The following is a 22,348-nucleotide window of genomic DNA, read 5'->3' as shown; positions in this document are numbered from 1 at the left end:
GCTCAGGCCGGGTCGGGAACGAGAATGGTCATCACGTTGCCCACGCGCACCGAGGGCACCTTGCGGCGCCCCAGCTCGCGGGGCGAGTTCACCATCTCGTGCCAGGGGCAGACGATGCACTGGGTCTTCTCGTCCCAGGTGCCCAGGCCGAGTGGACCGCCGCGGTGCCGGCAGCGCTCCTGGATGACCACCAGCCCCTCGCCCTGCTTCAGGCACAGGTAGTGCTCGCCGCCCACCCGCACCCGCTCCCAGTGCCGCGCCTCGAACTGGACGATCATCCCCGCGCGGCCCCGGCGGACTGGGGACCGAAGGAGACGAGCGCGCCCTCGCCCACCACGCGCGCGCCCACCATGCGGCCGGCGGGCACGGCCACCGACTCGCCCGGCCCGAGCACGCGCGGAGACAAGTAGCCCGCGTCCACCTCCACCTGGCCGCGCACCACGCCCAGCACCTGCGGCGTGTCGTACACCTGCGGCTCGATGAAGTGCCCCGCCGGCAGCTCGCGCGCCCGCGCCGCATCGTAGGGGGCCGAGACCTGGCCGGCGTGCAGCGCCTCGCAGAAGTCCATCTGCGCGAAGAAGTCCCGCTCGTTCAGGTCGCCCAGCAGCCGGCTCGCCTCGATGCCGCGCACCATGGCCGGGATGACGTCGTTGCCGAACTGCGCCACCATCGGCCGGATGAGCTTGTCGAAGGCCATGCGCCGGTGGTGCAGGTCGATGCCCACGTGCTCGTCGAAGTACTTCGTGTTGACGTCCTTGCCGAACGTCTTGCGCAGCAGCTTGCTGAACTGCCGGTTGGCGTGCGGCACCACGGCTTCGATCCAGTAGAGCGCGCCCACGTACTCGAACCACCGCGGCTTGCTGGCGGTGATCCAGTGGAAGTAGCTCGTCATCAACAGCGAGGTGGGCAGGTACCAGTAGTAGTGCGTGTGCACCCGCGGGCTGAGCCCCACCGAGGCCATCGTCTCCTCGAAGAGGGTGGAGTGCTTGGCCGAATGCACCCCGTAGCCGAACTCGTCGATGAAGATCTTCATCAGCTCCGAGTGCACGGGCCCGAAGTTGCCGGGCAGCGCGCGAGCCATCTGCGAGGCCTCGGAGAGGAAGTCGGGGGCCACCTGGAGGAGGAAGAGGCGCGCGGCCTTGTCCGGGCAGGCCGCCTGCTCGATGCGCCGGCACAGCTCGCTGGGGGTGGCCTCGAAGTCCGTCAGCAGCTTCTGGGAGTACTCCTCCAGGTGCTCGAGCGTCCACGGCCCGTCGACGGAGATCTCCTCCGAGAGCCACTGGAAGCAGGTGCGCTCCAGCACGGGGCGCACCAGGGCGTTGGCCGCCACGAAGTCCGGGGCGTAGTAGCCCTGGAAGGCGCGCGTCTCCTCCTCGCTGAAGCGCGAGGGCGGCAGGTAGAGGTGGTTCTGCTCGTAGGCGTTGAAGAGCAGCCGGTTGAGCACCAGCGAGCGGCGCGAGCAGAGGGCGTCCTTGCGCAACGGCTCGTCCAGCGCCTCCACCGGCAGTTGGGAGAGATCCGTGGGACGGCGATAGGGACTCTCCATCTGCCAGCCCTGGCCCGGCTGGTAGGCCAGGGCGTTCTGCAGGGACTGCCACAGCGGAAGGAGGGCACCGGACTTCAGCAACGAGGAGGTGTCCATGAGTTCGATTCTGCCGGACTGGGAAAAACAGGACAGTACCGCGAAGCCCCGTGGGATGACCACTCCCACGAGGGGCTCCTCCTGTGAAGGCACTCATGTCCCGGGAGTGAATGCGGTCACAGCGCCACCACGAGACTGGCGGCACTCTGGGCTCGGCTTCCACCAAGGGGAATGCATGAGCAGCGCCCTGTACCGGAACCCTGGGTCATTCTCCCCCCCAGAGGGGGACGGCTCCCGCCGGTTGAAGACCTGGGACAGACGAGCAGCCGAGCGAGCGCTCGCCGAGTCGCCATCGCCCCATGGGTCAAAGATGAAACGCGCCGGCACCAGCACTCCCGGTGAACAAAAGGCTCCGAGTCACGTCTCCGGTCGCGGACGGGCTCTTCAGCTCTACCGAATTTTACTCTAAAATCCGTTTTTACCGTTCCAGACGGCTCATTGAGACCATTCGTGCCAGGAATTGGCTCTCACGCGGAGCGTCATCGAGGGCCGCTCCCAGTTCCGAGGAAACGGGCACAACCGTTGCAGCGCATCGGGTGAAGCATCCACCAGGCAGGAGGGGAATCATGCGAAACATTGCCATCATCGGCTCCGGGCAGGCGGGTCTCCTGGCGGCGCACGCGCTGCTGAAGGCGGGCTATCAGGTGACGCTCTACTCGGACAGGACACCCGAGCAGTGGCTGAACGAGAGCCGGCCCACCGGGACCGCGACGCGCTTCGACCTCTCGCTGCAGTACGAGTACGAGCTCGACCTCAACTCCTGGGTCGATGACGCACCATGGGGTGACGGCTTCCACATCACCTTCTGTCCGATGCTCGGCAACCGGATGCTGACGCTCGCCGGCCGCCTGCGCAGGCCCTTCCTCGCCATCGACCTGCGCCTGCAGAGCCACCAGTGGATGAACGAGCTGGTGGCGCGCGGCGGCAAGGTGGAGATCGAATCCGTCACCCTACAGCGCCTGGACGAGATCGCCGCCGCGCACGACCTGACCGTCGTGGCCGCCGGGCGCGCCGAGCTGTGCCGCCTCTTCGAGCGCGATGCCGAGCGCAGCGTCTACGACAAGCCCCAGCGCCACCTGGCCATGGTGTGCGTGGAGGGGCCCAGACTGGGCTTCGATGGCATTCCCATGTTGCCTGTGAAGCTCAACCTGCTGGCTCCCGCGGGCGAGACCTTCTGGGTGCCCTACTTCCACAAGGACGCCGGTGCCAGCTGGAACCTCCTCTTCGAGGCCCGGCCCGGTGGACCGATGGACCGCTTCCAGGAGGCCCGGAGCGCCGAGCAGGTGCTGGAGATCGGCAAGAAGGTGGTCCGCGATCTCATGCCCTGGGATTACGAGTGGATGAAGGACGCGCGGATCTCGGATCCCAACGGTTGGCTGGTGGGAAAGTTCGCGCCCACCGTTCGCAAGCCGGTGGGGCGGCTGCCCTCGGGCCGGCTGGTGATGCCGCTGGGGGACACGGCCATGTCGTTGGACCCCATCGGCGGCCAGGGCGCCAACAACGGCAACAAGATGGCGCGCAACCTCGTCGACTGCATCATCGCCCACCAGGACCGGCCCTTCGACGCGGACTGGATGACGGACACCTTCGAGCGCTTCTACTGGCGCCACGGCCACGCCACCTACACCTTCAACAACCTGCTGCTGGAGCCCATCCCCGCCGCGGGGCGCGAGCTGCTCATCGCGCAGTACGGCAGTGACGGCCGCTTCGACAACCACAGCGGGGAGCAGCGGCTGGCCAACGCCTTCGCGGAGAACTTCAACGACCCGACGCTGCTGACGCCCTTTCTCCTGGACCAGCGCCGGATGCGTCAGTTCATCGCGAAGGAGACGGGCCACTCGTGGATGCGGGCCCTGGCCGGGGGTGGCCTGGGCATCGTCCGCGAGGAGCTGCGGCAGCTGCGCGGGCAGGAGCCACGCCACCCGTTGGTCCGGGGGTACAAGAAGGCGGCTTGACTGTTCGATGTCCCCAGAGACAGCGGACGTTGATGGCGTGTAGAAGCGCGTCCATGGAGACGATCGCCTACCTCGGGCCGCCCGGTACCTTCAGCGAGGAGGCCGCCCTCGCCTGGGGTGGCTCCGAGGCCCATCTGCTGCCGCTCGCCAGTCTCCCGGCCGTCGTCACCGCCGTGGAGACCGGCGCCGCCTCCTCCTGCGTCCTCCCCCTGGAGAACTCGCTGGAGGGCGCCGTCACCACCACGCTGGATCTGCTCATCCGGGAGACCGCCCTTCAGGTCCGCAGCGAGCTCGTCCTGCCCGTGCGCCACATGCTCGCGGTCCGCCCGGGCCTGCAACTCGACGAGGTGCGGGTGCTCCATGCCCATCCGCAGGCACTCGGCCAGAGCCGCCGCTTCGTCGAGCGCTGCCTGCCCGACGTGGCCATCGTCGCCGCCCTCAGCAACGCCGCGGCCCTCACGGACGCACTGGCCGACTCGCGCCCGGCCGCCGCCATCTCGACCCGCCGTGCCATCGAGCTTCACTCCGCGGCCATCCTCGCCCACGACATCCAGGACCACCCCAACAACCAGACCCGCTTCATCCTGCTCGGTGCCGAGGACGCGGCCCCCACCGGGAACGATCGCACCTCGCTGTGCTTCGCCATGTCCGAGAACCGGGCGGGCTCCCTGCTCGATGCCCTGCTGGTGCTCGCCGAGGCTCGCATCAACATGACCCGGCTCGAGTCCCGCCCGGCCAAGGAGCTGCTGGGCGAGTACATCTTCCTGGCCGACATCGAGGGTCATCGTCTGGAGCCCCACGTGGCCGCCGCCCTCCAGCGGATGCGGCAGCAGACCTCGTTCTTCAAGGTCTTCGGCTCCTACCCCCGCTACCGTCCGCCCGCTGGCGAGCCCGGCGTCCCTCGCCGTACGCTCTCCACATGACACTTGCCTCCGCCTCTCCGCTGAAGACCCCTGTCGAACACCCGCTGCTCGCGGTCGCGCGGGAGCTCGCTCCCCGGATCTCCGCCCGCTCCGAGGAGATCGAATCCGCCCGCCGGCTGCCGGCCGACCTCGCCCACGAGCTGGCCAGGGCCGGGCTCTTCCGCATGGTGGTGCCCGAGACCTACGGGGGCTTCGAGCTCCACCCCGCCCTCGTCATCGAGGCCGTCGAGACGCTCGCCCGGGCGGATGGCTCGACGGGCTGGTGCGTGATGATCGGCGCCCTCACGGCCATGTGCTCGGCCTGGCTGCCCGAGCCATCGGCGCGCACCATCTTCAGCAACCCGGAAGTCATCACCGGAGGAGTGGCCGCCCCCATCGGGCGCGCCGAGCTCGTCGAGGGCGGCTATCGCGTCACCGGGCGCTGGGGCTGGGCCAGTGGCAGCCAGAACTGTCACTGGCTGACGGGAGGCGCGGTGGTGACGAAGAACGGAGCCCCCGTGATGCGCGAGGGCATGCCCGAGATACGCCAGCTCTTCTTCCCCATGAAGGACGCGACGCTCCACGACACCTGGCACGCCTCGGGCCTGTGCGGCACGGGCAGCGGCGACATGGAGGTGAAGGATCTGTTCGTCCCCGCGGAGATGAGCACGTCGCTCGTCAGCGAGCGCCCGCGCGTGGACCGGTCGCTCTACGCCTTCCCGGCCTTCGGGCTGCTGGGGGTGGGGCTCCCGGCCGTGGCGCTCGGCATTGCCCGCCGCGCCATCGACGAGCTGACGGCGCTGGCGCCCCAGAAGAAGATCATGCCCCTGGGCCGTTTCCCGGTGGCCAGCCGGCCCGCGGTGCAGGAGGCCGTGGCCGAGGCCGTGGCCACCCTGCGCTCCGCGCGCGCCTTCCTGCTGGAGACCGTGCACACCACCTTCGAGGCCGCCACGCGCCGCGAGGTGTCCCTGCGTCACCGGGCGGAGCTGCGGCTGGCCTACACCCACGCCACGCGGAGCTCCGCGCGGGTGGTGGACCGGATGTACGAAGTGGCGGGGGGCGCGGCCGTCTTCCGCGCCAGCCCCCTGCAGCGCTGCCTGCGCGACGTCCACGTGGCCACCCAGCACGCCATGGTGGCCCAGCCCACCCTGGAGCTCATCGGCAGCGTGCTGCTCGGCGTGGACGCCAACACCGCCATGCTCTGACGAGCGTGGGCAGGGGGACGAGGAGCTGCGCCAGGTAGCCACGCGGGAAGGGCTCGGCGAGCCCGAGCGCCCACCGCTCCTCGTCCGCCGGCCGGTGGTAGGTACCGAAGAGCCAGTCCATGTACGGAGCGAGGTTGGCGAAGTTGTGCCGGGTCCGCTCGACGCGCGCGTGGTGCCAGTGGTGCAGCTCGGGCGCACCGAGGAGGAAGCCCAGCGGGCCCAGGGGGAGCCGCACATTGGAGTGGATGAAGATGGCCCACATCCCCCGGAAGGTCGCCACCATGGCCAGGGGCCCCAGGGGGATGCCCAGCACGAAGGCGGGCAGGTTGCACACGAACTGCGTGGTGAGCCCATCCAGCGGGTGCTCGCGGTGCGCCGCCATCCAGTCCAGGTGCTCCACCGAGTGGTGCACGGCGTGGAAGCGCCAGAGCCAGTCCACCTGATGGCACAGGCGGTGCCAGACATACACGCAGAGATCGCAGAGCACCGTGGCCTCGACGACCTGGAGCCAGGTGGGCTGCAGGGCCACCGCCGCTCTCAGGCCCGCCAGCGCCTCTGGATGCAGGAGCGGCCGGGCGGCCATGATGGCCAGCACCGAGAGCGGACCCCACACGAGGTACTGGCCGAGGAAGAAGACGAAATCCGCGCCCCAGGCCGGGCGCAGGAAACGCTGGCCGGCCCACGCGGAGAACGCCCGCTCCAGGGGCCAGAACGTCGCGCCCAGCACGACGAACGACAGCGCCGTGTCCATCAGGAGCTGCTGGAGCGTCATCGCCCGTCGCTCGCCAGGGTCCCCGCGTCGGTCCCCGCGTCAGGCGCCATGTCGGCCCCAGCGTTGTCCGCGAACTCCCGCAGGGTCTTCTGCGTGGACGAGCCCTCGGCGTTGCCCGCCAGGGCCTCGGGCGACGCGCCGAACAGCCTGCGCACCTTCGTCCCGGGCATCAGGGTCGAGCCCGCCGTCAGCACCACGATGGCGAGGATGGCCACCCCACCGACAAGGGCGATCGTCTTGAGAATTGCACTGCCCACGTTCCTGGCCATGCCGCGAGTGACTCCTCGAGTGTCCGGCGTCTCGCCGTGGGCTCAGTGTCGCACGCCCCGCCCCTCGGGCATCAAGCCCCGGCTCAGTGCATGGCCGCCTGCGCGGCCTCGCTGGAGTCCGCCCTTCCCCGCCCGCCGCGCATCGTCGAGGCGGCGTCCTCGTCCCGGATGGCGAGCCCGGCCCCCACGCCGGCCAGGGCCATGAGCGCCGAGGCGACGAAGGCGAGCCGGAAGGCATCCAAGGACTGGGGACCCGGCTGCACACCTCCCGCGCCCAGCCGGGCCGACAACAGGGTGGCCAGGAGCGCCACACCGAGCATGGAGGCCACCTGCCGCTGGGTGTTGAAGATGGCCGAGGCGTGGCCGGTGTCCGCGCTGGACACGCGGGCGAACGTCGCCGCCTGCTGGGAGATGAAGAGGAAGGCCATGCTCGCGCCCGCGGCGAACATCAACCCGCGCAGCACCCAGAGGTTCGCCGTCAGGCCCATGAACGCGACGACGAGGGTGCACACGCTCATGCTCGTGAGGCCGAAGGCGATGAGCCGCCGGGGGCCCACGCGCGGGTAGAGCTTGCCCACGAGCTGCGAGGAGGCGAGCACGCCCAGCGCCTCGGGGAAGGTGGTGAGTCCCGAGGAGAAGGCGGACTCGCCCCGGGCGGACTGCAGGAAGATGGGCATGAGGAAGAGCAGGCCCATGAAGCTCGCGCTGCCGAACGCCGAGGCGAGGTTGGTGTTGCGGAAGTGCCGATCCGTGAGCAGCCGCAGCTTGAGCATGGGCGTGCGCACCCGCAGCTCGTTCCACACGAACGCCACCACCGCCAGCGCCCCCACCGCGGCCGAGGCCACCACGGACGGCGTCCCCCAGCCGAGCACCGGCCCGGTGCTCAGCGCGTACAGCAGCAGCGACAGCCCCACGCCCGCGAGCAGGAAGCCCGCCAGGTCGAAGCGGCCCGCGGTGGGCTCACGGTGCTCCTTCAGGCTCCAGGCGCCGAAGGCCAGGGCGGCCAGGCCGATGGGCACGTTCACCAGGAACACCCAATGCCAGGACAGTGTGTCCACGAGGAAACCGCCCAGCACCGGCCCGAGCGCGGGCGCCACCACGGTGGGGATGATGAGCACCCGCGCGGCGTTCGCGCGGCGCTCGGGAGGAAACGCCCGGAAGAGCATGGCCGTACCCACCGGGGACATGAGGCCTCCCCCCACGCCCTGGAGGATGCGGGCCCCCACCAGCAGGGGCAGGCTGGTGGCCATCCCGCAGAGCGCCGAGGCCAGGGTGAACAGCGCGACCGCGGCGAGGAGCGTGCGCTTGGTCCCGAAGCGGTCCCCCAACCAGCCGGACGCCGGAATCCAGACCGCCAGGCTCATCAGGTAGCCCGTCACCACCCACTCCGCATCCGTGGCCCGCACGCCGAACTGGTGCGCCACCGCCGGCAACGCCACGTTCACCACCGTGGTGTCCAGGATGTTCATGAACATGGAGGAGACGAAGACGATGGCGACGGCGTACTCCGGACGCCTCTGGATCCAGGACATGCGCGAACCTTCTTCAATGGCAAGGAGCCCCGACCGCGATATGCTGTGGGGGCGCATTGTGAGGATCCTCATTAATCACGAAGAGAGCCGCCGTCAATGACCCGACCTCGGACCGGAAACGAAGTGGTGGATGCGCTGATCGCTGCCTCGCACCGGATGCGCCAGGAAGTAAACGAGCGCCTGCGCGAGTGTGGGCTCTCGCTGGCCCGCTTCAAGGTGCTGCAATTGTTGGAGAAGGACGCCCTGCGGATGAAGGAGGTGAGTGAGGCCCTGGGCGTGGTCCCGCGCACCCTCACCGACACCGTGGATGGATTGGAGGCGGAGGGACTGGTGAAGCGCGAGGAGGATCCGAACGACCGGCGCGCCACGCGACTGCGGCTCACCGCGGCGGGCCTGAACCGTGTGACGGAGGCACACGGCATCATGGGAGCGGTCCACCGCGAGCGCACCTCCCGGCTCTCGGCGGGCGAGCGCGCCCAGCTGATCCACCTCCTCGAGCGGCTCTCCGGGGACTGAGGACCCCCGGCCGGCCTACCCCGTCGAGCCCGAGGCGCCCTGATACTGCTTCAGCTTCCGGAAGAGGGTGGAGGTGCCGATCTTCAGCGTCTCGGCGGCCTTCAGCTTGTTGCCTCCCACGGCGTCGAGCACGGCGAGGATGTAGTCCCGCTCGACCTCCTCGAGCGAGCGGAGGTTGCCCGGCGTGTAGACGGGCGTGACCGCCCCGCGGATCTCATCGGGCAGGTCCTGGGGCTCGATGCTGCTTCCCCGCGTCAACACGACGGCGCGCTCGATGGTGTTCTCGAGCTCCCTCACGTTGCCCGGCCAGTGGTAGCGCAGGAGCTGGTTCGCGGCCTCGGGGGTGAGCCCGGACACCTTCCTCTTGAGCCGCGAGGCGGAGCGCACGAGGAACAGGCGCGCGAGCGCGAGGATGTCGTCCCGGCGCTCCCGGAGCGGAGGGATGCGGATCTCCACCACGCGCAGCCGGTAGTAGAGGTCCTGCCGGAAGCGGCCCGTCTGGATGTCTGCGGCCAGATCCCGGTTCGTGGCCGCCAACACCCTCACCTCCACGGACCGGTTCGTGTTCTCACCGACGCGGCGGATCTCCCGCTGCTGGAGCGCACGAAGGATCTTCACCTGCATCGACAGGGGCACCTCCCCGAGCTCGTCCAGGAAGAGCGTGCCTCCCTGGGCGGCCTCGAAGAGACCCATCCTGTCCTGGGTCGCGCCGGTGAAGGCCCCTCGCACGTGGCCGAAGAGCTCGCTCTCGAGCAGGCTCTCGGGCACGGCCCCGCAGTTGATGGCCACGAACGGGCCCGCCGCTCGAGCCGACTGCTCGTGGATGAAGCGGGCCAGCACCTCCTTGCCCACGCCACTCTCGCCGGTGATGAGGATGGTCGAATCCACCTGGGCCACGCGCTCGGCGAGATCTCTCACCCGCAGCATGGCCGGGCTCCTTCCGAGGATGCCCTTCGAGTCGTCCTCCGCCTCCGCCCGGGCGAGCTCCCGCCGCTTCGCCTTGAGCGTTCGCTCGGTGGACTTCAGGGCCTGGGTGACACGACCGAGCGCCTCGTCCAGGCAGTCCTTCTCGTAGTAGCCCAGCTGACTGGCGGCCTCCTCGCCCCACTCCTCCTGGGGCCGGCCCACCATGACGCAGGTGGCATCTCCCTTCCCGCGGCACCGCTCCTCGAGGCAGTAGATGGGGCGGCCATGGCCGTAACTCAAGTACCCGCTCGCGAAGCCGCACAGCGTCCAGCACACCGGCTCCTCGGAGCGCCCGATGTGCAGCAGATGCTGCTCGGCCTCGAATGACTCGTTCCAGAGGGCCTCGGCGAAGGGGGTGTCCGCCGAGGGATGCTCGCGCCTGACGGGCTCGAAGAGGACCAGGCCCTGAAGACGGTGGAAGCGCCCCCCGGCGCGTCGCCAGTCCTCCTCGGAGTCCCACGGGAAGGCGTCCTTCAACGTCTCGGCGGTGCGCCGGCCGAGGGCATAGCCGAAGCGGGTGAGCACGGCGCGAGCCCCCGCGTGTCCGAGGGTGTCGATGAGCTGCTGGCGAAGGAGCCCCAGGGCCACCGCGTCCAGGAGCACGGCCCGTTGGCCGGCGAAGCGGAGGATGCCTCCCCGCGGTTCGAATTGGAGAAGCTCCCTCAGGTCCAGGTCTTCCAGCCGCATGGGTGCTCTCTCCCAGTCATACCAAAATGGCACTGTTGGAATGCCATTCTGGGACCCTTCATGCAAGAAGGGAAACAACCAACGCCGTGATTTCAAGGGCTTGGGAGAACGAAGGAATTGGCATCCCTCTTGATAAGTAGCACCAGCAAGTCATCGATGATTCGGGCGCGGAGCGGTGGTCTGTTCCTCGGCATCCCCCCCTCCGAGAGCGACCACCGCTTCCGCGCCCACCTCTTCTGGAGAATCGACATGCACTGGCTCAAGAATCGACTCGGCGCCCTGGCCCTGACGGCCGGCCTCATCGGTGCGTGCACGCACGCCACCCCCACTCCGCGGAACGAAGCAGGCGCGGACCTCATCCTGCACAACGGCAAGGTCGTCACCCTGGATGCCGGGAACCGCATCGTGTCGGCGGTGGCCATCCGGGAAGGGAACATCCTGGCGGTCGGTGACGAGGCGGAGGTCCAGCGGTATCGCGCGAGTGGGACGAAGGTGGTCGACCTGGGCGGACGCACGGTCATCCCCGGGTTGAACGACTCGCATATCCACGTCATCCGCGGTGGCCTCAACTACAACCTGGAGCTGCGGTGGGACGGCGTCCCGAGCCTCGCCGAGGCCCTGGAGCGGGTCCGTCGTCAGGCGGAGCGGACGCCCGAGGGGCAATGGGTCCGGGTGGTGGGCGGTTGGTCGGAGTTCCAGTTCGCCGAGCGCCGCATGCCGACGATCGCCGAGCTGAACGCGGCCGCGCCGAAGACGCCGGTGTTCGTGCTGTACCTGTACGGGAAGGCGCTCTTGAACAAGGAGGCCCTCCGGGTGCTCGGAATCACGAAGGACACGCCGAACCCGTCCGGCGGGATCATCGAACGAGACGCGCGGGGAGAGCCAACGGGCCTGCTGGTCGCGAAGCCGGATGCGCTGATTCTCTACTCGACCCTGGGGCGCCTGCCGAAGCTCTCACCCGAGGAGCAGGTGAACTCGACACGGCAGTTCATGCGCGAGCTGAACCGCCTGGGCGTGACGAGCACCATCGACGCGGGAGGCGGCGGGCAGAACTTCCCGGGCGACTACGCGGTCGGCACGGAGCTGGCCCGGCGCGGCGAGCTGACGCTCCGGATCGCCTACTACCTCTTCGCGCAGAAGCGGGGCCAGGAGCTGGAGGACTACAAGCAGTGGACGACGATGACCCGGCCGGGGAAGAACGGTGACCTGCTGCGCCCCAATGGCTACCAGGTGGGAGGGGCCGGCGAGAACGTGCTCTGGGAGGCGGCCGACTTCGAGAACTTCCTCGAGCCGAGGCCGGAGCTTCACGAGGGAATGGAGCCGAAGCTGGAGGAGATCCTGACCCTCTTCGCGGAGAAGGGCTGGCCCTTCCGCATCCACGCCACCTATGACGAGTCCATCTCCCGCATCCTCGATGTCATCGAGCGGGTGAAGACGACCCGGGGGATGGAGGGTCTGCGCTTCATCATCGACCACGCGGAGACCATCTCCGAGCGCAACCTCGAGCGCGTGGCCAGGCTGGGTGGAGGCATCGCGGTGCAGGACCGGATGGCCTTCCAGGGCGAGCACTTCATCAACCGGTATGGAAAGGAGTTGGCCGCGCACGCGCCGCCCGTGAAGCGGATGTTGGAGCTGGGGATACCCGTGGGGCTCGGGACGGATGCCACCCGCGTGTCCAGCCACAACCTCTGGCTGTCACTCTATTGGCTCGTGTCCGGCAGGACGCTCGGTGGCACGGAGCTGAACCAGCCCGAGATGCGGCTGGACAGGGTGACGGCGCTCCGGCTCGCGACCGTGGGAAGCGCGTGGTTCTCCGGCGAGGAGAAGCAGAAAGGCACGCTCGAGCCGGGCAGGTACGCGGACCTGGCGGTCCTCTCCGCCGATTACCTGTCCGTTCCAGAAGAGAAGATCAAATCGCTCGAGTCCGTGCTCACGGTGGTGGGGGGGCAGGTGGTGTTCGCGGCTGGCGACTTCGCCTCGCTCGCGCCCGCCCCCACGCCCGTCGAGCCCACCTGGTCACCCGTGGCGCTCTTCGGCGGCTACGCGCCTGGCTCGACCAGCCGCTAGCCGAGAGCGGGGGGTGGCGGCGCCTGGGTGGACTCGACGGGCGCCGCGATGAGCCGCATCACGGCGTGGTAGGCCGCCTCACGCGTTCCTTCCTGATCGTCCTCCCGCAGCAGCCGCAGCAGTCGCTGAAGCACCCGCTCATCCCGATAGATGGGTTCCAGCCGCCCGAGGATCCGCGCGGCCTCCGCGCGCACCGGCCCCGTGGAGGCGCCGTCGTACCAGGGTTGGGTGCCATGCTCGAGCGCGTTCATCGCACGGTCGATGGCCATCTGGCTCGTCTTCCGATCCCGCACGTTCAACAGGGCCTCGATCACGATCAGACGTTCGGACCAGTTGCCCTCATCCCGGAAGTCCTTCAGCAGTCCGCGCAAGCTGGCCCTGGCACGCGGTGGCGGTCCCCCGGGCATGGCCAGCAGGGCCATCGCCGCGCCCTCGCGGATGCGCCACTCGGGGTGTCGAGACATCTCTACCAGACGTTCCACCAGGTGTTCATCCTGGAGGGCGAGCGTCGCCACGCGCCGCGCGACGGCGCGACGAACCTCCTTGACGAGCTCACTGTCGTGGTAGTCGTAATTCTTGTCGCCAATCGAAAGAGTGACGGCTCCCAACCATGGCAGGAGCCAGCGCTCCGTATCGAGCGCATCGGGTGAATGCGCGAGGAGCGCCTTCATGACCGTGGCGCGCAGGGTCCACGTTTCATCGTCCAGCCTCGCGAGGAGGGCGCGGCGCACCTCGGGGTGACTGCTCGCCGAGGCGCCCAGGGCTTCGGCGACCGTCCTGCGCAGCTTGACGTCCCCATCGCCGAGCATGGCCAGGAAGGCATTGCGCACCTCCGGCTCGCGGTCCGCGACGGCGCCCAGGGAGGAGATGAAGTCCAGTCCCATTCCGTGAAAGTCCTTTTCACGGAACCGGGAGAGGAGGGCACGGCGCACCCCTTCATCCCGGTGCACGAGGGCTGCCAGCACCTGGGCGGCGGTTCGCCGCACGGAGGGCTCCCCATCATCGAGCCTGGCGAGGAGGACGTCACGCACCTCCTCATCATGGCCCGCGAGAGCCCCCAGTACCCGGACCATGCCGGCTCGCTGCTCGGAATTCCCATCGCGGAGCCGGGCCAGGAAGGTGCGACGCACGTCCTCGTGGCTGCTCACGAGGGCAAGCAGCCGCCCGACCACCGAATCCCGAACATGACGCTCTGGATCGTCGAGCAGGCCCAGGAAGGCGCGGCGCACTTCGTCATGGCGGACCATGGCGGTGCTCAGCGCGCTGACGGCCTTCTCCCGCACCATCCTGTTTGGATCACCGAGCCGGGCGAGGAGCATGTGACGCGTCTCTTCATGGCTGTCCGCCGCGTGTCTCAGGGTGTCGGGGAAGTAAAGCTCCATGTGAGGGTTGTCGAGCAGCCCGAGGAGGGCATGGCACACCTCATCCTCGGGGTTCACGACGGAGCCCAACGCCTCGGCGGCCATCTGCTTCATGTCGAAGCGCTCGCCGCCGAGCCGGACGATCAGGGCGCGAACCTTCGCATCCCGGTCCGCCACGGCCAGCAGTGCGCTGGCGGCCGCCTTCCTCATGCCCGGGCTCTCGTCGCCGAGCCGGGCCAGGAGGGTGTTGCGCACGTTTTCATCGCGGTCCGCCACGGCCCCCAATTCCCGGACGCCCATGAAGCGGGAATATCGAGCGTCCCACGAGGCCAGGAAGGCGTAGCGCACCTTCTCATCACTCCCCACCAGTGGCGCGAGCCCTTCGAACATGCTGTTTCGCGCCGCGCTCCACTTGCTCGGCTCTCTGTCGAGCCGGGCCAGGAACGCGTCGCGCACTTCCTCATCGCCGCCCACCCACGCGCTCAGCGCGTCGGCGGCGGACTTGCGCACCTCTTCATCCTCGTCATCGAGCCAGGCCAGGAGGGTCCCGCGCACCTCCTCGTCATGGCCTGCCCAGGGTCCGAGCACCTGGGCGATCTCCCGTCGTCGTCTGGCATCCTCACCGCCGAGTTGGGCCCGTAGGACGTGGTGGACCTTCTCGTCACGGCTCGCCACGGCGCCGAGCGTGTGGATGATGACCTCCAGGTGCTCCTTGAACTCGTCGTGACCGAGCCGGGCGAGGAAGGCGTCGCGAACCCGTTCATCGCGACCCACCCAGCCGCGAAGCACTCCGACGGCCAACTCCCGCACCTGGAGTTCCTCGTCGCCGAGCGCGGACAGGAGCGCGTGGCGCAGCTTCTCATCGCGGCCCACCAGGGTTCCCAGCGCCTGAACGATGGGATTGATGATCTCCAACGAATGGTGTTCTTGCAGCTCCGGGAACCCGTAGCACTCCCGTCCGTCGCGCTCCACGTCGAGCAGCGGCCTGGCGGCGTCCGAGCGGCGCTCGTGCTCCTCGTCGCCAGGTTGCTTCCAGAAGGGACAATGCACCACCTCCCCGTCGTACTTCGCCACGGCGGCCACCGAGCTGACCACCGCCCTCTGGAGGGTGGTGTCCTCCATGAATCGGACGAGGAGGGCCTCACGCAACGCCTGGTCCTCGCCCACGATTTCCTTCAGCACTCCATCCATCACCCACCGCAATGAGGAGTACTCCTCGTTGAACCGGGCGAGGAGGGCGTCGCGAGCCTTCTCGAGATCATAAACAATCCGGGGAGGCTCATCGCCAGCCCGAGCGGGCAAGGCTTCACGTACCCGTGCATCGCTGCCCACCAGGGCTCCCAGGAGCCCGGTGATGGCAAGGCGCACACGACTGTACCCAGGCTCGTCTCCATCATGGAGCCGGGCGAGCAATACCTCACGCAGCCCGGCCGAGGCCGACTCGTTGAGATTTCCCTCCAGAGCCGCGAGGGTCTCCTCGAGGTGGGCCCGCTCCCGCAGCCACAGGATGAATCGCTCCTCGGCGGGCCCGTATCCCTGGCGCACCAGGTGAGCCATCCTTGCGAGTGCCTGTTGCCGGATCGCCGGAATGCGCCCCCCTCGGAGCGCCTCGAGCCGGGCCACCAGTCCGCCCAGGACACGTTCGCAGCGGGTGACATCCTCCGCGCCCGCCGCCGCCGCCAGGAACACATCCCGGTGCAGCACGTCCTCGTGCTCGCTGCGCGCCTCCAGGATTCGGCGCACCAGGTCGGTGAGCTCTTCTTCCCGCTGCTCGATGCTCCCGAGCTGTGCCGCGCACATGAGGAGGGGCTCCCGCCAGCGCGGATCATGCAGATGGGGCCGCAGCAGCTCCCATCGCCCCTCGGCCGGTTCGCGCGCGAGCGCCAGCCCCACGAAGTACTCCTGGAAGGTGAGGTGCAGGAAGCCGTAGGCGTCCTGGCCCCGCTCCCCCAACAGGCCGGCGATGTCCTTGACCTCTTGCAGAACGCGGTCCGCTCGCCGCTCGGATTCTTCCCACTGTGCGGCCGTGGCGTGCTGGGGCTCCTGCCCCTTCCGGCGCAGGGCCTGTTCCGCCAGTGCCCGCCGCAGGTCCGCCCGGCGTGCCGTCCCGCTGGGCCGGTGCCTTTGCAGCCATAGCGCCAGCTCCATCAGGTGGTGCTGCAATCCCTCGGGCTCCAGCCGCTCGAGCGCGAGTCGGCGCGCGCCCTCGCTCCGGCTGTGCTCCCAGTGGTCCAGCAGCGTGCGCACGTAGCGCTCGTAGAGTTCGATCCGCCTCACCGGCAGGGACCCCGCCTGACGCCGCAGGAGCGCCAGGAGCGTCAGCAACAGGGGATTGGACGCCAGACGCGCCACGCTCGGATTGCCGTTCATGTCCGCCAGCAGGAGCTGCTCCTGCCGCCGCGCCTCGTGCAAGACCTCGTCCGAGCGTTGGCCGCCCGCCGCCCACACCTCATAGGCCTCGCACCATTGATGGGCGAAGCGCTCGCGCTCTTCCGGCCCGAAGTCCAACACCATGAAGTGGGGCACCTCGTCTGGCAGACGCACCTCGCGGTAGCCGATGAAGCGGCTGGTGAGCACGAAGCGGTTGCCCCGCCCCGCCCACGCGAGCAACAGGTCGCGCACCTGCCGGGCCACGAACCGTCGCGTCTCCAGGTCCAGCACCTCGTCCAGGCCATCGAGTAGGACGAGCGCGCGGCCTTCCTCCAGGGCGCGCTGGAAGAGCGGCTCCAGCCCGGGCAGGCCCCGCCAGCGTGCGTGGTAGAGGGAGAGGAAGCGCTCGAGCGGCAGGGGCTCGTGCGTGTGCCGCAGGTAGTCGTCATACGCGGCGAGCGGCACGAAGATGGGCAGGCGCTGCTGGGGGCCGGGGCGCAGCGCCCGCAGGGCCAGGACGTGGAGCAGGGTGGTCTTTCCCGAGCCCGGATCTCCCAGGAGGATCAGGGCGGGCTGCTCCGCCTGGGTCCCAAGGACTTCCAGGCTCAGGCGTCGAAGGTGTGGCTCCTCGTCGCCAGCTGCCCGCATCCAGCGCTGGTGGCGCAAGCCGTCCAGCTCCCGCTCCTGCTCCGCCTCCAGCGAGCCGCGCTGCTCGGCCTCGTGGAGGAGCCGCCGCTCGGCGGCGCTGAGGTCATCCGCGGTGTCGGGCACCTCTGCCACGATCTTCAAGTCGACATAGACCTGCTCGAGCGGCAGGCTCATCGTCGAGCCCGTCTGGGAGAGGCCCTGGAAGGAGAGGCGCTCGAACGAGGCCCTCACCGAGTCGAGGTAGCGTGCTTCCAACTCACCCAGCGCAGGCGCGTTCATGGGCGGCAACTCTAGCTCAGCCCGTCGCTCCATCCGCGGACGAGATGAGGCATTGCCGTACCCGCTGGGCGTGCTCGCGCAGACCATTTCCCTCCAGCCGGTCCGCCGCCCACGACACCGCCGCTGGCCACGACGCCAGGACGGAGTACGGCACGACCGAGGGCTTGATGCGGTGGATGAGGACCCGGACCACCAGCGCCAGGGCTGGAGAGTTGATGAGTGTCACGATGCCCATCGAGCCCTGACGCATCAGGTCCGCATGCTGTCTCAGGTAGATCCCCAGCTGTTCGCGCTGCTCGGTGGTCAGCGACCGGAGCTGGCGCGTGTCCAGCAGACAAACGTGCCGCTCCCCGCGTCGCAGATAGGACAGGATGCGCTCCAGCAACTCCGCCTGTTGCTGATTCGTGATCGCGCACGGGAACGTCACCCGCAGCAACGGCCAGAGCGAATCGTCCACGAGGATCGAAGTCGGCGGGCTCATGCGGGAAGTATAGGAGAGATCGGTGCGCGCATTGGGGCTCACCGGCGCCCTCATGCCTGGAACGCTCCTCCGGCCATGAGCGCCCGCAGGCGCTCGGCGACCTCTTCCGCGCCGAGCGCGTCGGTGAAGTGGTCGACGCAGACACCGTTCGGGTCGAGCACGTAGGTGATGGCGGTGTGAGGCACGGCGTAGCCATCGGGCTCCTGGGGATCGTCCCGTCGCCGGGCGAAGACCCGGAAGGCCGCCTTGGCCGCGTCGATCTGCTCGTGGCTGCCGGTCAGCCCGAGGAATCCCGGCCTGCTCGCGAGGTACGCCTTCATGACCGCCGGGCTGTCACGGTCCGGGTCGACCGTGATGTACAGGGGCCGCACCCGCGTGGCCTCGGGGCCGAGCAGCTCGAGCACCCTGGAGAGGCGTCCCAGCGCGCGAGGGCAGACGACACGGCAGTGGGTGAAACCGAAGAACACCAGGGCGTACGCCCCGTGGAAGGTCTCGTTCGTGACCGGTCGCCCGTCATGATCGACGAGGGCGAACGCCCCCCCCACCGGAAGTCCCGAGCCGGCTCTGACGGCGCTCATCGGACACCTCCCGACCAGGACAGCGTGTAGCCGGTGCCGGCCTCGGACCGCGCCAGGTGCAGGTCGAGATGCTGCTCCCGGCGCCGCACGTCCACTCCCCTCCCCTCGTGCACGTCCTGCCCGTCACCGGTGGCGACAGTCCGGCCGTCCCGCCGCAGCTCCCACGCCCCCCGGCCCCAGATGTTGGCCAGGCTGATGACGGGGTCTCCCGTGCGATCACTCCGGACACCGGCCGTGAAGTGCAGCGTCGCTCGCTCGCCGTCGTAGTACGCCCGGTGCACCTCGACGGCGTCGCCCACGAGCGCGAGGTTCGGCTCGGCGAAGTGGCCCGATGCCCAGGGCCGCTCATAGAGCCGGCGCAGCCCGTGCGGCACGTTCAGGCTCGCGTACGCCAGGAGGACGTTGCCGGTCAGGGGCTCGACGCACGTGTAGTTCCCCTCCGCGTCAGTGACCGCGTCGTGGCGAGGAAAGAAGCGGCCACCCTCGTGCATCGTGGGCCGCATGTGGCGCTCCGCGTGACGGAGCAGCCCCTCGAGGGTCGCGGTGTCACCCATCTCGGACGCCCAGACCGTCAGCCAACCGAAGTCGCAGCTGTCGTTCTCGATCGGCCGTGTGCCGAACGTCCGGGGCTTCGGGGGTCTGACCGACAGCGTGCCATCCGGTCCTTCGAGCAGGTGCTTGCCAATCACGGTCCGGTAGTACTCCTCCACGAACTGACCATTCCAGGTGTTCGCCAGCGTGCCGTACCAGGCGTCGCCCCACGGCATCACGCCCGCGTTGGGGATGGGCGTCCTCGTGTCCGAGGCCGCGTAGAGGTACAGGTGCCCGTTGGCGGCGACGGATCCGCCGAACTGCTCCCAGGCCTGCCGGTAGCCTCGGCTCACCTCATCCGCGGTCGACCCGCCCGTCAGCAGATCGTGCATCCGGAAGCCGATGATCGCCGGCTGGTTGCAGATCTGGAAGACGCAGTTCGGCTCGCAGGCGATCCCCAGGTAGCCGTTCTGGACCATCTGCCAGTACAGGTTCTCGTTCAGCGAGAACTGGTCGTACTCGAACTTCCGGTCGAGGCCGCCCGGCGAGCCGCCATCACCCCAGAACGGCGTGAAATACTCGAGGGTCAGCGAGCCGGGCTCGGCGTAGCGCGCGTCGTCGAAGAGCACGTTGTACATCAGGGCCATCGACTGGACGTAGGCGCTGTACATGATGTTGTCGCGCGCCACCGGATCCCACTGCTCGGGGAGACCCTGGATGTGCGGGTTCCAGATGCCGCCGGCCTTGCTCGAGTCGCGCCAGTACATCCAGACCTCGGGCTCGAGAATCTTGGCGATCAACCGCTGGAAGATCGGCCGGAAGGCTCCCGGCGCCGCTGGCAGCCGATGGACGTGCGTCAGCGCTAGCGCATAGGCCGCATAGGCCAGCTGGAATCGGTAGCCGCCGAAGTCCATCTGGTTCGGCGTGCGCCCGGTCATGAACGACCAGTCATTGCGCTGACGCCGGGAGAGGTTGTCGAAGTGACGCAAGTAGGACAGCTGTCTCGCATCCACTCCAGCAACCACTCCGGGGCGACCGTCGCTCGTCGTCATCACGTCCTCCGCGTGTCTCGTCTCGGATCCTTCGCCGATCGAGGCACGCGGAACAACATGGATGTCGACGTCAGACGCGGGGCCTCAGCGGGACGGCCGCTCGATGCGTCCGTCCGCGTGCCGCGCGAACCGGCCCTCCTCGCGCGCATGCACCGGGTCGTCCTTCTGGAACGGCCAGCCACCGAAGCGCGTGCGCTGGTAGTCGTTGAAGGCCTGCTGGATCTCCGCGCGGGTGTTCATCACGAAGGGGCCGTACTGCACGACGGGCTGCCCGATGGGGCGCCCCTGCAGCATCAACACCTCGACCGCGCCCCCCAGGGACTCCAGCCGCAACGCGGCGTCGCTCTGAACGGCCAGGATCTGGTGCTCACGGAAGGCATGGTCCGCGACCTTCAGCGCGTCACCCGCGAAGAAGTAGAGCGTGCGGTTGGCCCGCGGGTTCTTCGCGGGCGGGAGCGTCCACGTCGCACCCGGTTCCAGGCGGATGGTCCAGATGGCCACGTCGGTGTCCGGACGCGAGGCCCACGAGCGGGGCGGGGGCGGCGGCGCGCGTCGGCCGTCGAGCTCCCCTGCGGCCACCGTCACCTCGGTACGCCGGCCCGCCGCGTCGGTGAACGTGAGGCGAGGGATGTCCTGGCTCCAGAGCATCGAGAAGTGCGGCGGCGCGTGCTTGTCCTCGGCCGGGAGGTTCAGCCAGATCTGGAACAGCTCGGTCGGGTTGGGCTCTCCCTTCTTCACCAAGGGGAACATCTCCGAGTGCACGATGCCCGCCCCCGCGGTCAGCCACTGCACGTCACCGTGGCCGAAGCGCGCGGTGGCGCCGAGCGAGTCCGAGTGGTCGATGAGCCCGTTGCGCACCAGCGTCACCGTCTCGAAGCCACGGTGCGGGTGCCCGGGGAAGCCCGGCACCTGCTCACCGTGGTACATGCGCCAGCCGTCCTTGCCCTCGAAGTCCTGGCCGATGTTCCGGCCGTCCAGCGAGGCCTCTGGCCCCATGTGGTCGTTGCCGGCCGGGTACTGGTCGTCGTGATGCACGCAGAACAGGAACGGGTCCGCGGTCACCCAGGGAGGTGAGCCGAGTGGCAGGGTCTGGAGGATGGGGCTCTTCATGGCGGTTCCTGTTCTAACGGGCTTCGTATGATGCGGCACGCCCCCTCTGGATTCGGGGGCGTCCAGGGGACTTCAAGCCACCTTGGCGGCCTGTGCCTGCACCGCCTGGACCTCGAGGGAGATCTCGACCTTCTCGCCCACCAGCACGCCGCCGGCCTCGAGCGCCTGGTTCCACGTCAGGCCGAAGTCGCGGCGGTCCACGGAGGTCTTCGCCTCGAACGCCACACGGAGCTGGCCCCAGGGGTCCTTGCCGGTACCGAGCTGCTCCACGTCGAGCACCACCTCGCGGGTGACGTCGCGGATGGTGAGGTTGCCCGTCACGCGGAGGTTGTTACCGGAGGCCTTCTCCACCTTCGTGCTCTGGAAGGTGATGGCGGGAAACTTCGCCACGTCGAAGAAGTCCGGGCTCCTGAGGTGGTTGTCGCGCTGCTCCACGCCGGTGTCGATGCTCGCCACCTCGATGCGGACCGAGACGGACGAGCTGGCGGGCGCCTGCTCGTCGAGCTGCACCGTGCCGCTGAACGCCTTGAAGGCGCCGCGCACCTTCGCGACGACCATGTGACGGATGGAGAAGTGGATGCCGGAGTGGGTGGTGTCGATGTTCCAGGTCGTGGTGGCCATGTGCGTCGTTCCTCTTCTTTCGGGTTCGCTTCGTGTGTCCGACGAGAAGAAAGGTAACCGTGCCCCCCTTTCTTGATTAGATGGGCCAAACGAGAAGGACTGTTCCATGGGCGGAACAGTTCTGGTTCGCGAGGGGGGAGGACTTTGGACAGGCGAGGTGGCGTGACGAGGAGGCGTGATTCGAGTCACACGAGCGAGAATCGTCGCGGTGGACATTCCAGTCCGACGGGCATTCGATAGACAGACTGAATGAGCAGACATTCCCCTCATCAATCCCATCAATTTCACGTCAGACGTTCCGACTTTCCGTCTTTTTGCTTGTCCGGACAGCGATTGTTCGTAATATGGCGCCGCTTCGCGCGAGGAGCCGAAGCAAATCCCTGACAAACAGAGGCGATATGAAGAACCTGCTGAAGCTGGTCCTGGTGACGCTGGCCGTGGGCTGTGGTGGTACGGAGATGGACCAGGCGGAAGTTCAGACGGAGACCCTGGCCACGCACGAGTCCGCGCTGGTCCAGTGTGGCCTGTCGTGTCCCAGCGGTTATTACGTGGCTGGACAGAACTGCAGCGCGACCTGCGGTAGCTGCGCCGCCAGCCCCAACCAGGTCGTCTGCAATCCGATCCCCACCAGCGGCTCGATCAATCCCTGCGGTTCGACGTGTCCGTCGGGTTGGACCCGCACCAGCACGACGTGCAATTCCTCGTGCTGGACGTGCTACTCGCCGAGCTTCACCAACAGCGCCCTCTGCACCAAGTAATACAAACAGCCAGCCCTCCTGGAACGGATGGGCTCGGTGAATGAGC

18 protein-coding genes are annotated in these 22,348 nt (G+C 68.7%); 6 read left to right on the top strand and 12 right to left on the bottom strand.

Going from position 1 to position 22,348, the window contains the following annotated elements; translation table 11 throughout:
• Window positions 1-2 precede the first annotated feature (2 nt).
• Window positions 3-278: a Rieske 2Fe-2S domain-containing protein gene (locus tag JRI60_RS09285; RefSeq protein ID WP_204225485.1), complete on the bottom strand. Its 276-nt coding sequence runs from the start codon at window positions 276-278 to the stop codon at window positions 3-5.
• Complete coding sequence (locus JRI60_RS09280) at window positions 275-1,642, bottom strand: iron-containing redox enzyme family protein (RefSeq protein WP_204225484.1); 1,368 nt, start codon at window positions 1,640-1,642, stop codon at window positions 275-277. Before JRI60_RS09280 ends, JRI60_RS09285 begins: the two co-directional genes overlap by 4 nt.
• Window positions 1,643-2,208: 566 nt before the next feature.
• Here JRI60_RS09280 and JRI60_RS09275 point away from each other — a divergent pair.
• Genes JRI60_RS09275 through JRI60_RS09265 form a run of 3 tightly spaced genes read left to right on the top strand, consistent with a single transcriptional unit; the run spans window position 2,209 to window position 5,704 of the window.
• Complete coding sequence (locus tag JRI60_RS09275) at window positions 2,209-3,597, top strand: styrene monooxygenase/indole monooxygenase family protein (RefSeq protein ID WP_204225483.1); 1,389 nt, start codon at window positions 2,209-2,211, stop codon at window positions 3,595-3,597.
• A gap of 53 nt (window positions 3,598-3,650) precedes the next feature.
• Window positions 3,651-4,520 carry a prephenate dehydratase gene (gene pheA, locus JRI60_RS09270; protein ID WP_204225482.1) on the top strand — a complete coding sequence of 290 codons (870 nt, stop codon included), beginning with the start codon at window positions 3,651-3,653 and terminating at the stop codon, window positions 4,518-4,520.
• Window positions 4,517-5,704, top strand: coding sequence for an acyl-CoA dehydrogenase family protein (locus JRI60_RS09265; RefSeq protein WP_204225481.1), 1,188 nt, complete (start codon window positions 4,517-4,519; stop codon window positions 5,702-5,704). The genes pheA and JRI60_RS09265 overlap by 4 nt, the downstream gene beginning before the upstream one ends.
• Here JRI60_RS09265 and JRI60_RS09260 read toward each other — a convergent pair.
• The 3 genes from JRI60_RS09260 to JRI60_RS09250 form a co-directional block, all read right to left on the bottom strand.
• Window positions 5,655-6,476 carry a sterol desaturase family protein gene (locus JRI60_RS09260; protein ID WP_204225480.1) on the bottom strand — a complete coding sequence of 274 codons (822 nt, stop codon included), beginning with the start codon at window positions 6,474-6,476 and terminating at the stop codon, window positions 5,655-5,657. The two genes, JRI60_RS09265 and JRI60_RS09260, sit on opposite strands and share 50 nt — an antisense overlap.
• Entirely contained in the window at window positions 6,473-6,745 is a 273-nt protein-coding gene (locus tag JRI60_RS09255; RefSeq protein WP_204225479.1) for a hypothetical protein, read from the bottom strand. The genes JRI60_RS09260 and JRI60_RS09255 overlap by 4 nt, the downstream gene beginning before the upstream one ends.
• An 83-nt stretch (window positions 6,746-6,828) precedes the next feature.
• A complete protein-coding gene (locus JRI60_RS09250) occupies window positions 6,829-8,277 on the bottom strand; it encodes an MDR family MFS transporter (protein ID WP_204225478.1) in 1,449 nt (482 codons plus the stop codon).
• A 96-nt stretch (window positions 8,278-8,373) separates the two neighbouring features.
• Here JRI60_RS09250 and JRI60_RS09245 point away from each other — a divergent pair, with 96 nt between their 5' ends.
• The gene (locus JRI60_RS09245) at window positions 8,374-8,793 is read left to right on the top strand and encodes a MarR family winged helix-turn-helix transcriptional regulator (RefSeq protein WP_204225477.1); all 420 of its coding nucleotides are present in this window, start codon (window positions 8,374-8,376) and stop codon (window positions 8,791-8,793) included.
• A 15-nt stretch (window positions 8,794-8,808) separates the two neighbouring features.
• On the opposite strand, the gene JRI60_RS09240 is transcribed toward JRI60_RS09245, so the two are convergent.
• A complete protein-coding gene (locus JRI60_RS09240; protein ID WP_204225476.1) occupies window positions 8,809-10,446 on the bottom strand; it encodes a sigma-54-dependent Fis family transcriptional regulator in 1,638 nt (545 codons plus the stop codon).
• Between the two features lie 156 nt (window positions 10,447-10,602).
• Between JRI60_RS09240 and JRI60_RS09235 the strand changes: the two genes are divergently transcribed.
• Window positions 10,603-12,513, top strand: a complete 1,911-nt coding sequence (locus JRI60_RS09235) for an amidohydrolase (RefSeq protein WP_239470430.1) — start codon at window positions 10,603-10,605, stop codon at window positions 12,511-12,513.
• Here JRI60_RS09235 and JRI60_RS09230 read toward each other — a convergent pair.
• The 6 genes from JRI60_RS09230 to JRI60_RS09205 all read right to left on the bottom strand — a co-directional run bounded on the left by JRI60_RS09230 (window position 12,510) and on the right by JRI60_RS09205 (window position 21,544).
• Entirely contained in the window at window positions 12,510-17,171 is a 4,662-nt protein-coding gene (locus tag JRI60_RS09230; RefSeq protein WP_204225475.1) for a HEAT repeat domain-containing protein, read from the bottom strand. The genes JRI60_RS09235 and JRI60_RS09230 overlap by 4 nt on opposite strands.
• 16 nt (window positions 17,172-17,187) lie before the next feature.
• Complete coding sequence (locus tag JRI60_RS09225) at window positions 17,188-17,652, bottom strand: hypothetical protein (RefSeq protein WP_204225474.1); 465 nt, start codon at window positions 17,650-17,652, stop codon at window positions 17,188-17,190.
• A gap of 50 nt (window positions 17,653-17,702) precedes the next feature.
• Complete coding sequence (locus tag JRI60_RS09220; protein ID WP_204225473.1) at window positions 17,703-18,230, bottom strand: SCO family protein; 528 nt, start codon at window positions 18,228-18,230, stop codon at window positions 17,703-17,705.
• The gene (locus tag JRI60_RS09215; protein WP_204225472.1) at window positions 18,227-19,813 is read right to left on the bottom strand and encodes a hypothetical protein; all 1,587 of its coding nucleotides are present in this window, start codon (window positions 19,811-19,813) and stop codon (window positions 18,227-18,229) included. Before JRI60_RS09215 ends, JRI60_RS09220 begins: the two co-directional genes overlap by 4 nt.
• 84 nt (window positions 19,814-19,897) lie before the next feature.
• Window positions 19,898-20,923 (bottom strand): pirin family protein, encoded by a 1,026-nt coding sequence (locus JRI60_RS09210; RefSeq protein ID WP_204225471.1) that lies wholly within the window; start codon window positions 20,921-20,923, stop codon window positions 19,898-19,900.
• Window positions 20,924-20,995: 72 nt separating this feature from the next.
• Window positions 20,996-21,544: a YceI family protein gene (locus tag JRI60_RS09205; RefSeq protein WP_204225470.1), complete on the bottom strand. Its 549-nt coding sequence runs from the start codon at window positions 21,542-21,544 to the stop codon at window positions 20,996-20,998.
• A 398-nt stretch (window positions 21,545-21,942) separates the two neighbouring features.
• Between JRI60_RS09205 and JRI60_RS09200 the strand changes: the two genes are divergently transcribed.
• Complete coding sequence (locus JRI60_RS09200) at window positions 21,943-22,302, top strand: hypothetical protein (RefSeq protein WP_204225469.1); 360 nt, start codon at window positions 21,943-21,945, stop codon at window positions 22,300-22,302.
• Window positions 22,303-22,348: the final 46 nt, after the last annotated feature.

Source organism: Archangium violaceum (assembly GCF_016887565.1).
Classification (GTDB): Bacteria; Myxococcota; Myxococcia; order Myxococcales; family Myxococcaceae; genus Archangium; species Archangium violaceum_B.
Note: the sequence above shows the minus strand (reverse complement) of the source record. Positions and strands in the feature narration are given on the sequence as shown.

Bases quoted from the DNA above. Each gene is read 5' to 3' on its own strand.
- JRI60_RS09235 (WP_239470430.1), top strand. From the start codon at position 10,603: ATGATTCGGGCGCGGAGCGGTGGTCTGTTCCTCGGCATCCCCCCCTCC.
- JRI60_RS09285 (WP_204225485.1), bottom strand. From the start codon at position 278: ATGATCGTCCAGTTCGAGGCGCGGCACTGGGAGCGGGTGCGGGTGGGC.
- JRI60_RS09230 (WP_204225475.1), bottom strand. From the start codon at position 17,171: ATGAACGCGCCTGCGCTGGGTGAGTTGGAAGCACGCTACCTCGACTCG.
- JRI60_RS09250 (WP_204225478.1), bottom strand. From the start codon at position 8,277: ATGTCCTGGATCCAGAGGCGTCCGGAGTACGCCGTCGCCATCGTCTTC.
- JRI60_RS09215 (WP_204225472.1), bottom strand. From the start codon at position 19,813: ATGACGACGAGCGACGGTCGCCCCGGAGTGGTTGCTGGAGTGGATGCG.
- JRI60_RS09210 (WP_204225471.1), bottom strand. From the start codon at position 20,923: ATGAAGAGCCCCATCCTCCAGACCCTGCCACTCGGCTCACCTCCCTGG.
- JRI60_RS09245 (WP_204225477.1), top strand. From the start codon at position 8,374: ATGACCCGACCTCGGACCGGAAACGAAGTGGTGGATGCGCTGATCGCT.
- JRI60_RS09265 (WP_204225481.1), top strand. From the start codon at position 4,517: ATGACACTTGCCTCCGCCTCTCCGCTGAAGACCCCTGTCGAACACCCG.
- JRI60_RS09200 (WP_204225469.1), top strand. From the start codon at position 21,943: ATGAAGAACCTGCTGAAGCTGGTCCTGGTGACGCTGGCCGTGGGCTGT.
- JRI60_RS09205 (WP_204225470.1), bottom strand. From the start codon at position 21,544: ATGGCCACCACGACCTGGAACATCGACACCACCCACTCCGGCATCCAC.
- JRI60_RS09220 (WP_204225473.1), bottom strand. From the start codon at position 18,230: ATGAGCGCCGTCAGAGCCGGCTCGGGACTTCCGGTGGGGGGGGCGTTC.
- JRI60_RS09275 (WP_204225483.1), top strand. From the start codon at position 2,209: ATGCGAAACATTGCCATCATCGGCTCCGGGCAGGCGGGTCTCCTGGCG.
- JRI60_RS09240 (WP_204225476.1), bottom strand. From the start codon at position 10,446: ATGCGGCTGGAAGACCTGGACCTGAGGGAGCTTCTCCAATTCGAACCG.
- JRI60_RS09225 (WP_204225474.1), bottom strand. From the start codon at position 17,652: ATGAGCCCGCCGACTTCGATCCTCGTGGACGATTCGCTCTGGCCGTTG.
- JRI60_RS09260 (WP_204225480.1), bottom strand. From the start codon at position 6,476: ATGACGCTCCAGCAGCTCCTGATGGACACGGCGCTGTCGTTCGTCGTG.
- JRI60_RS09255 (WP_204225479.1), bottom strand. From the start codon at position 6,745: ATGGCCAGGAACGTGGGCAGTGCAATTCTCAAGACGATCGCCCTTGTC.
- JRI60_RS09280 (WP_204225484.1), bottom strand. From the start codon at position 1,642: ATGGACACCTCCTCGTTGCTGAAGTCCGGTGCCCTCCTTCCGCTGTGG.
- pheA (WP_204225482.1), top strand. From the start codon at position 3,651: ATGGAGACGATCGCCTACCTCGGGCCGCCCGGTACCTTCAGCGAGGAG.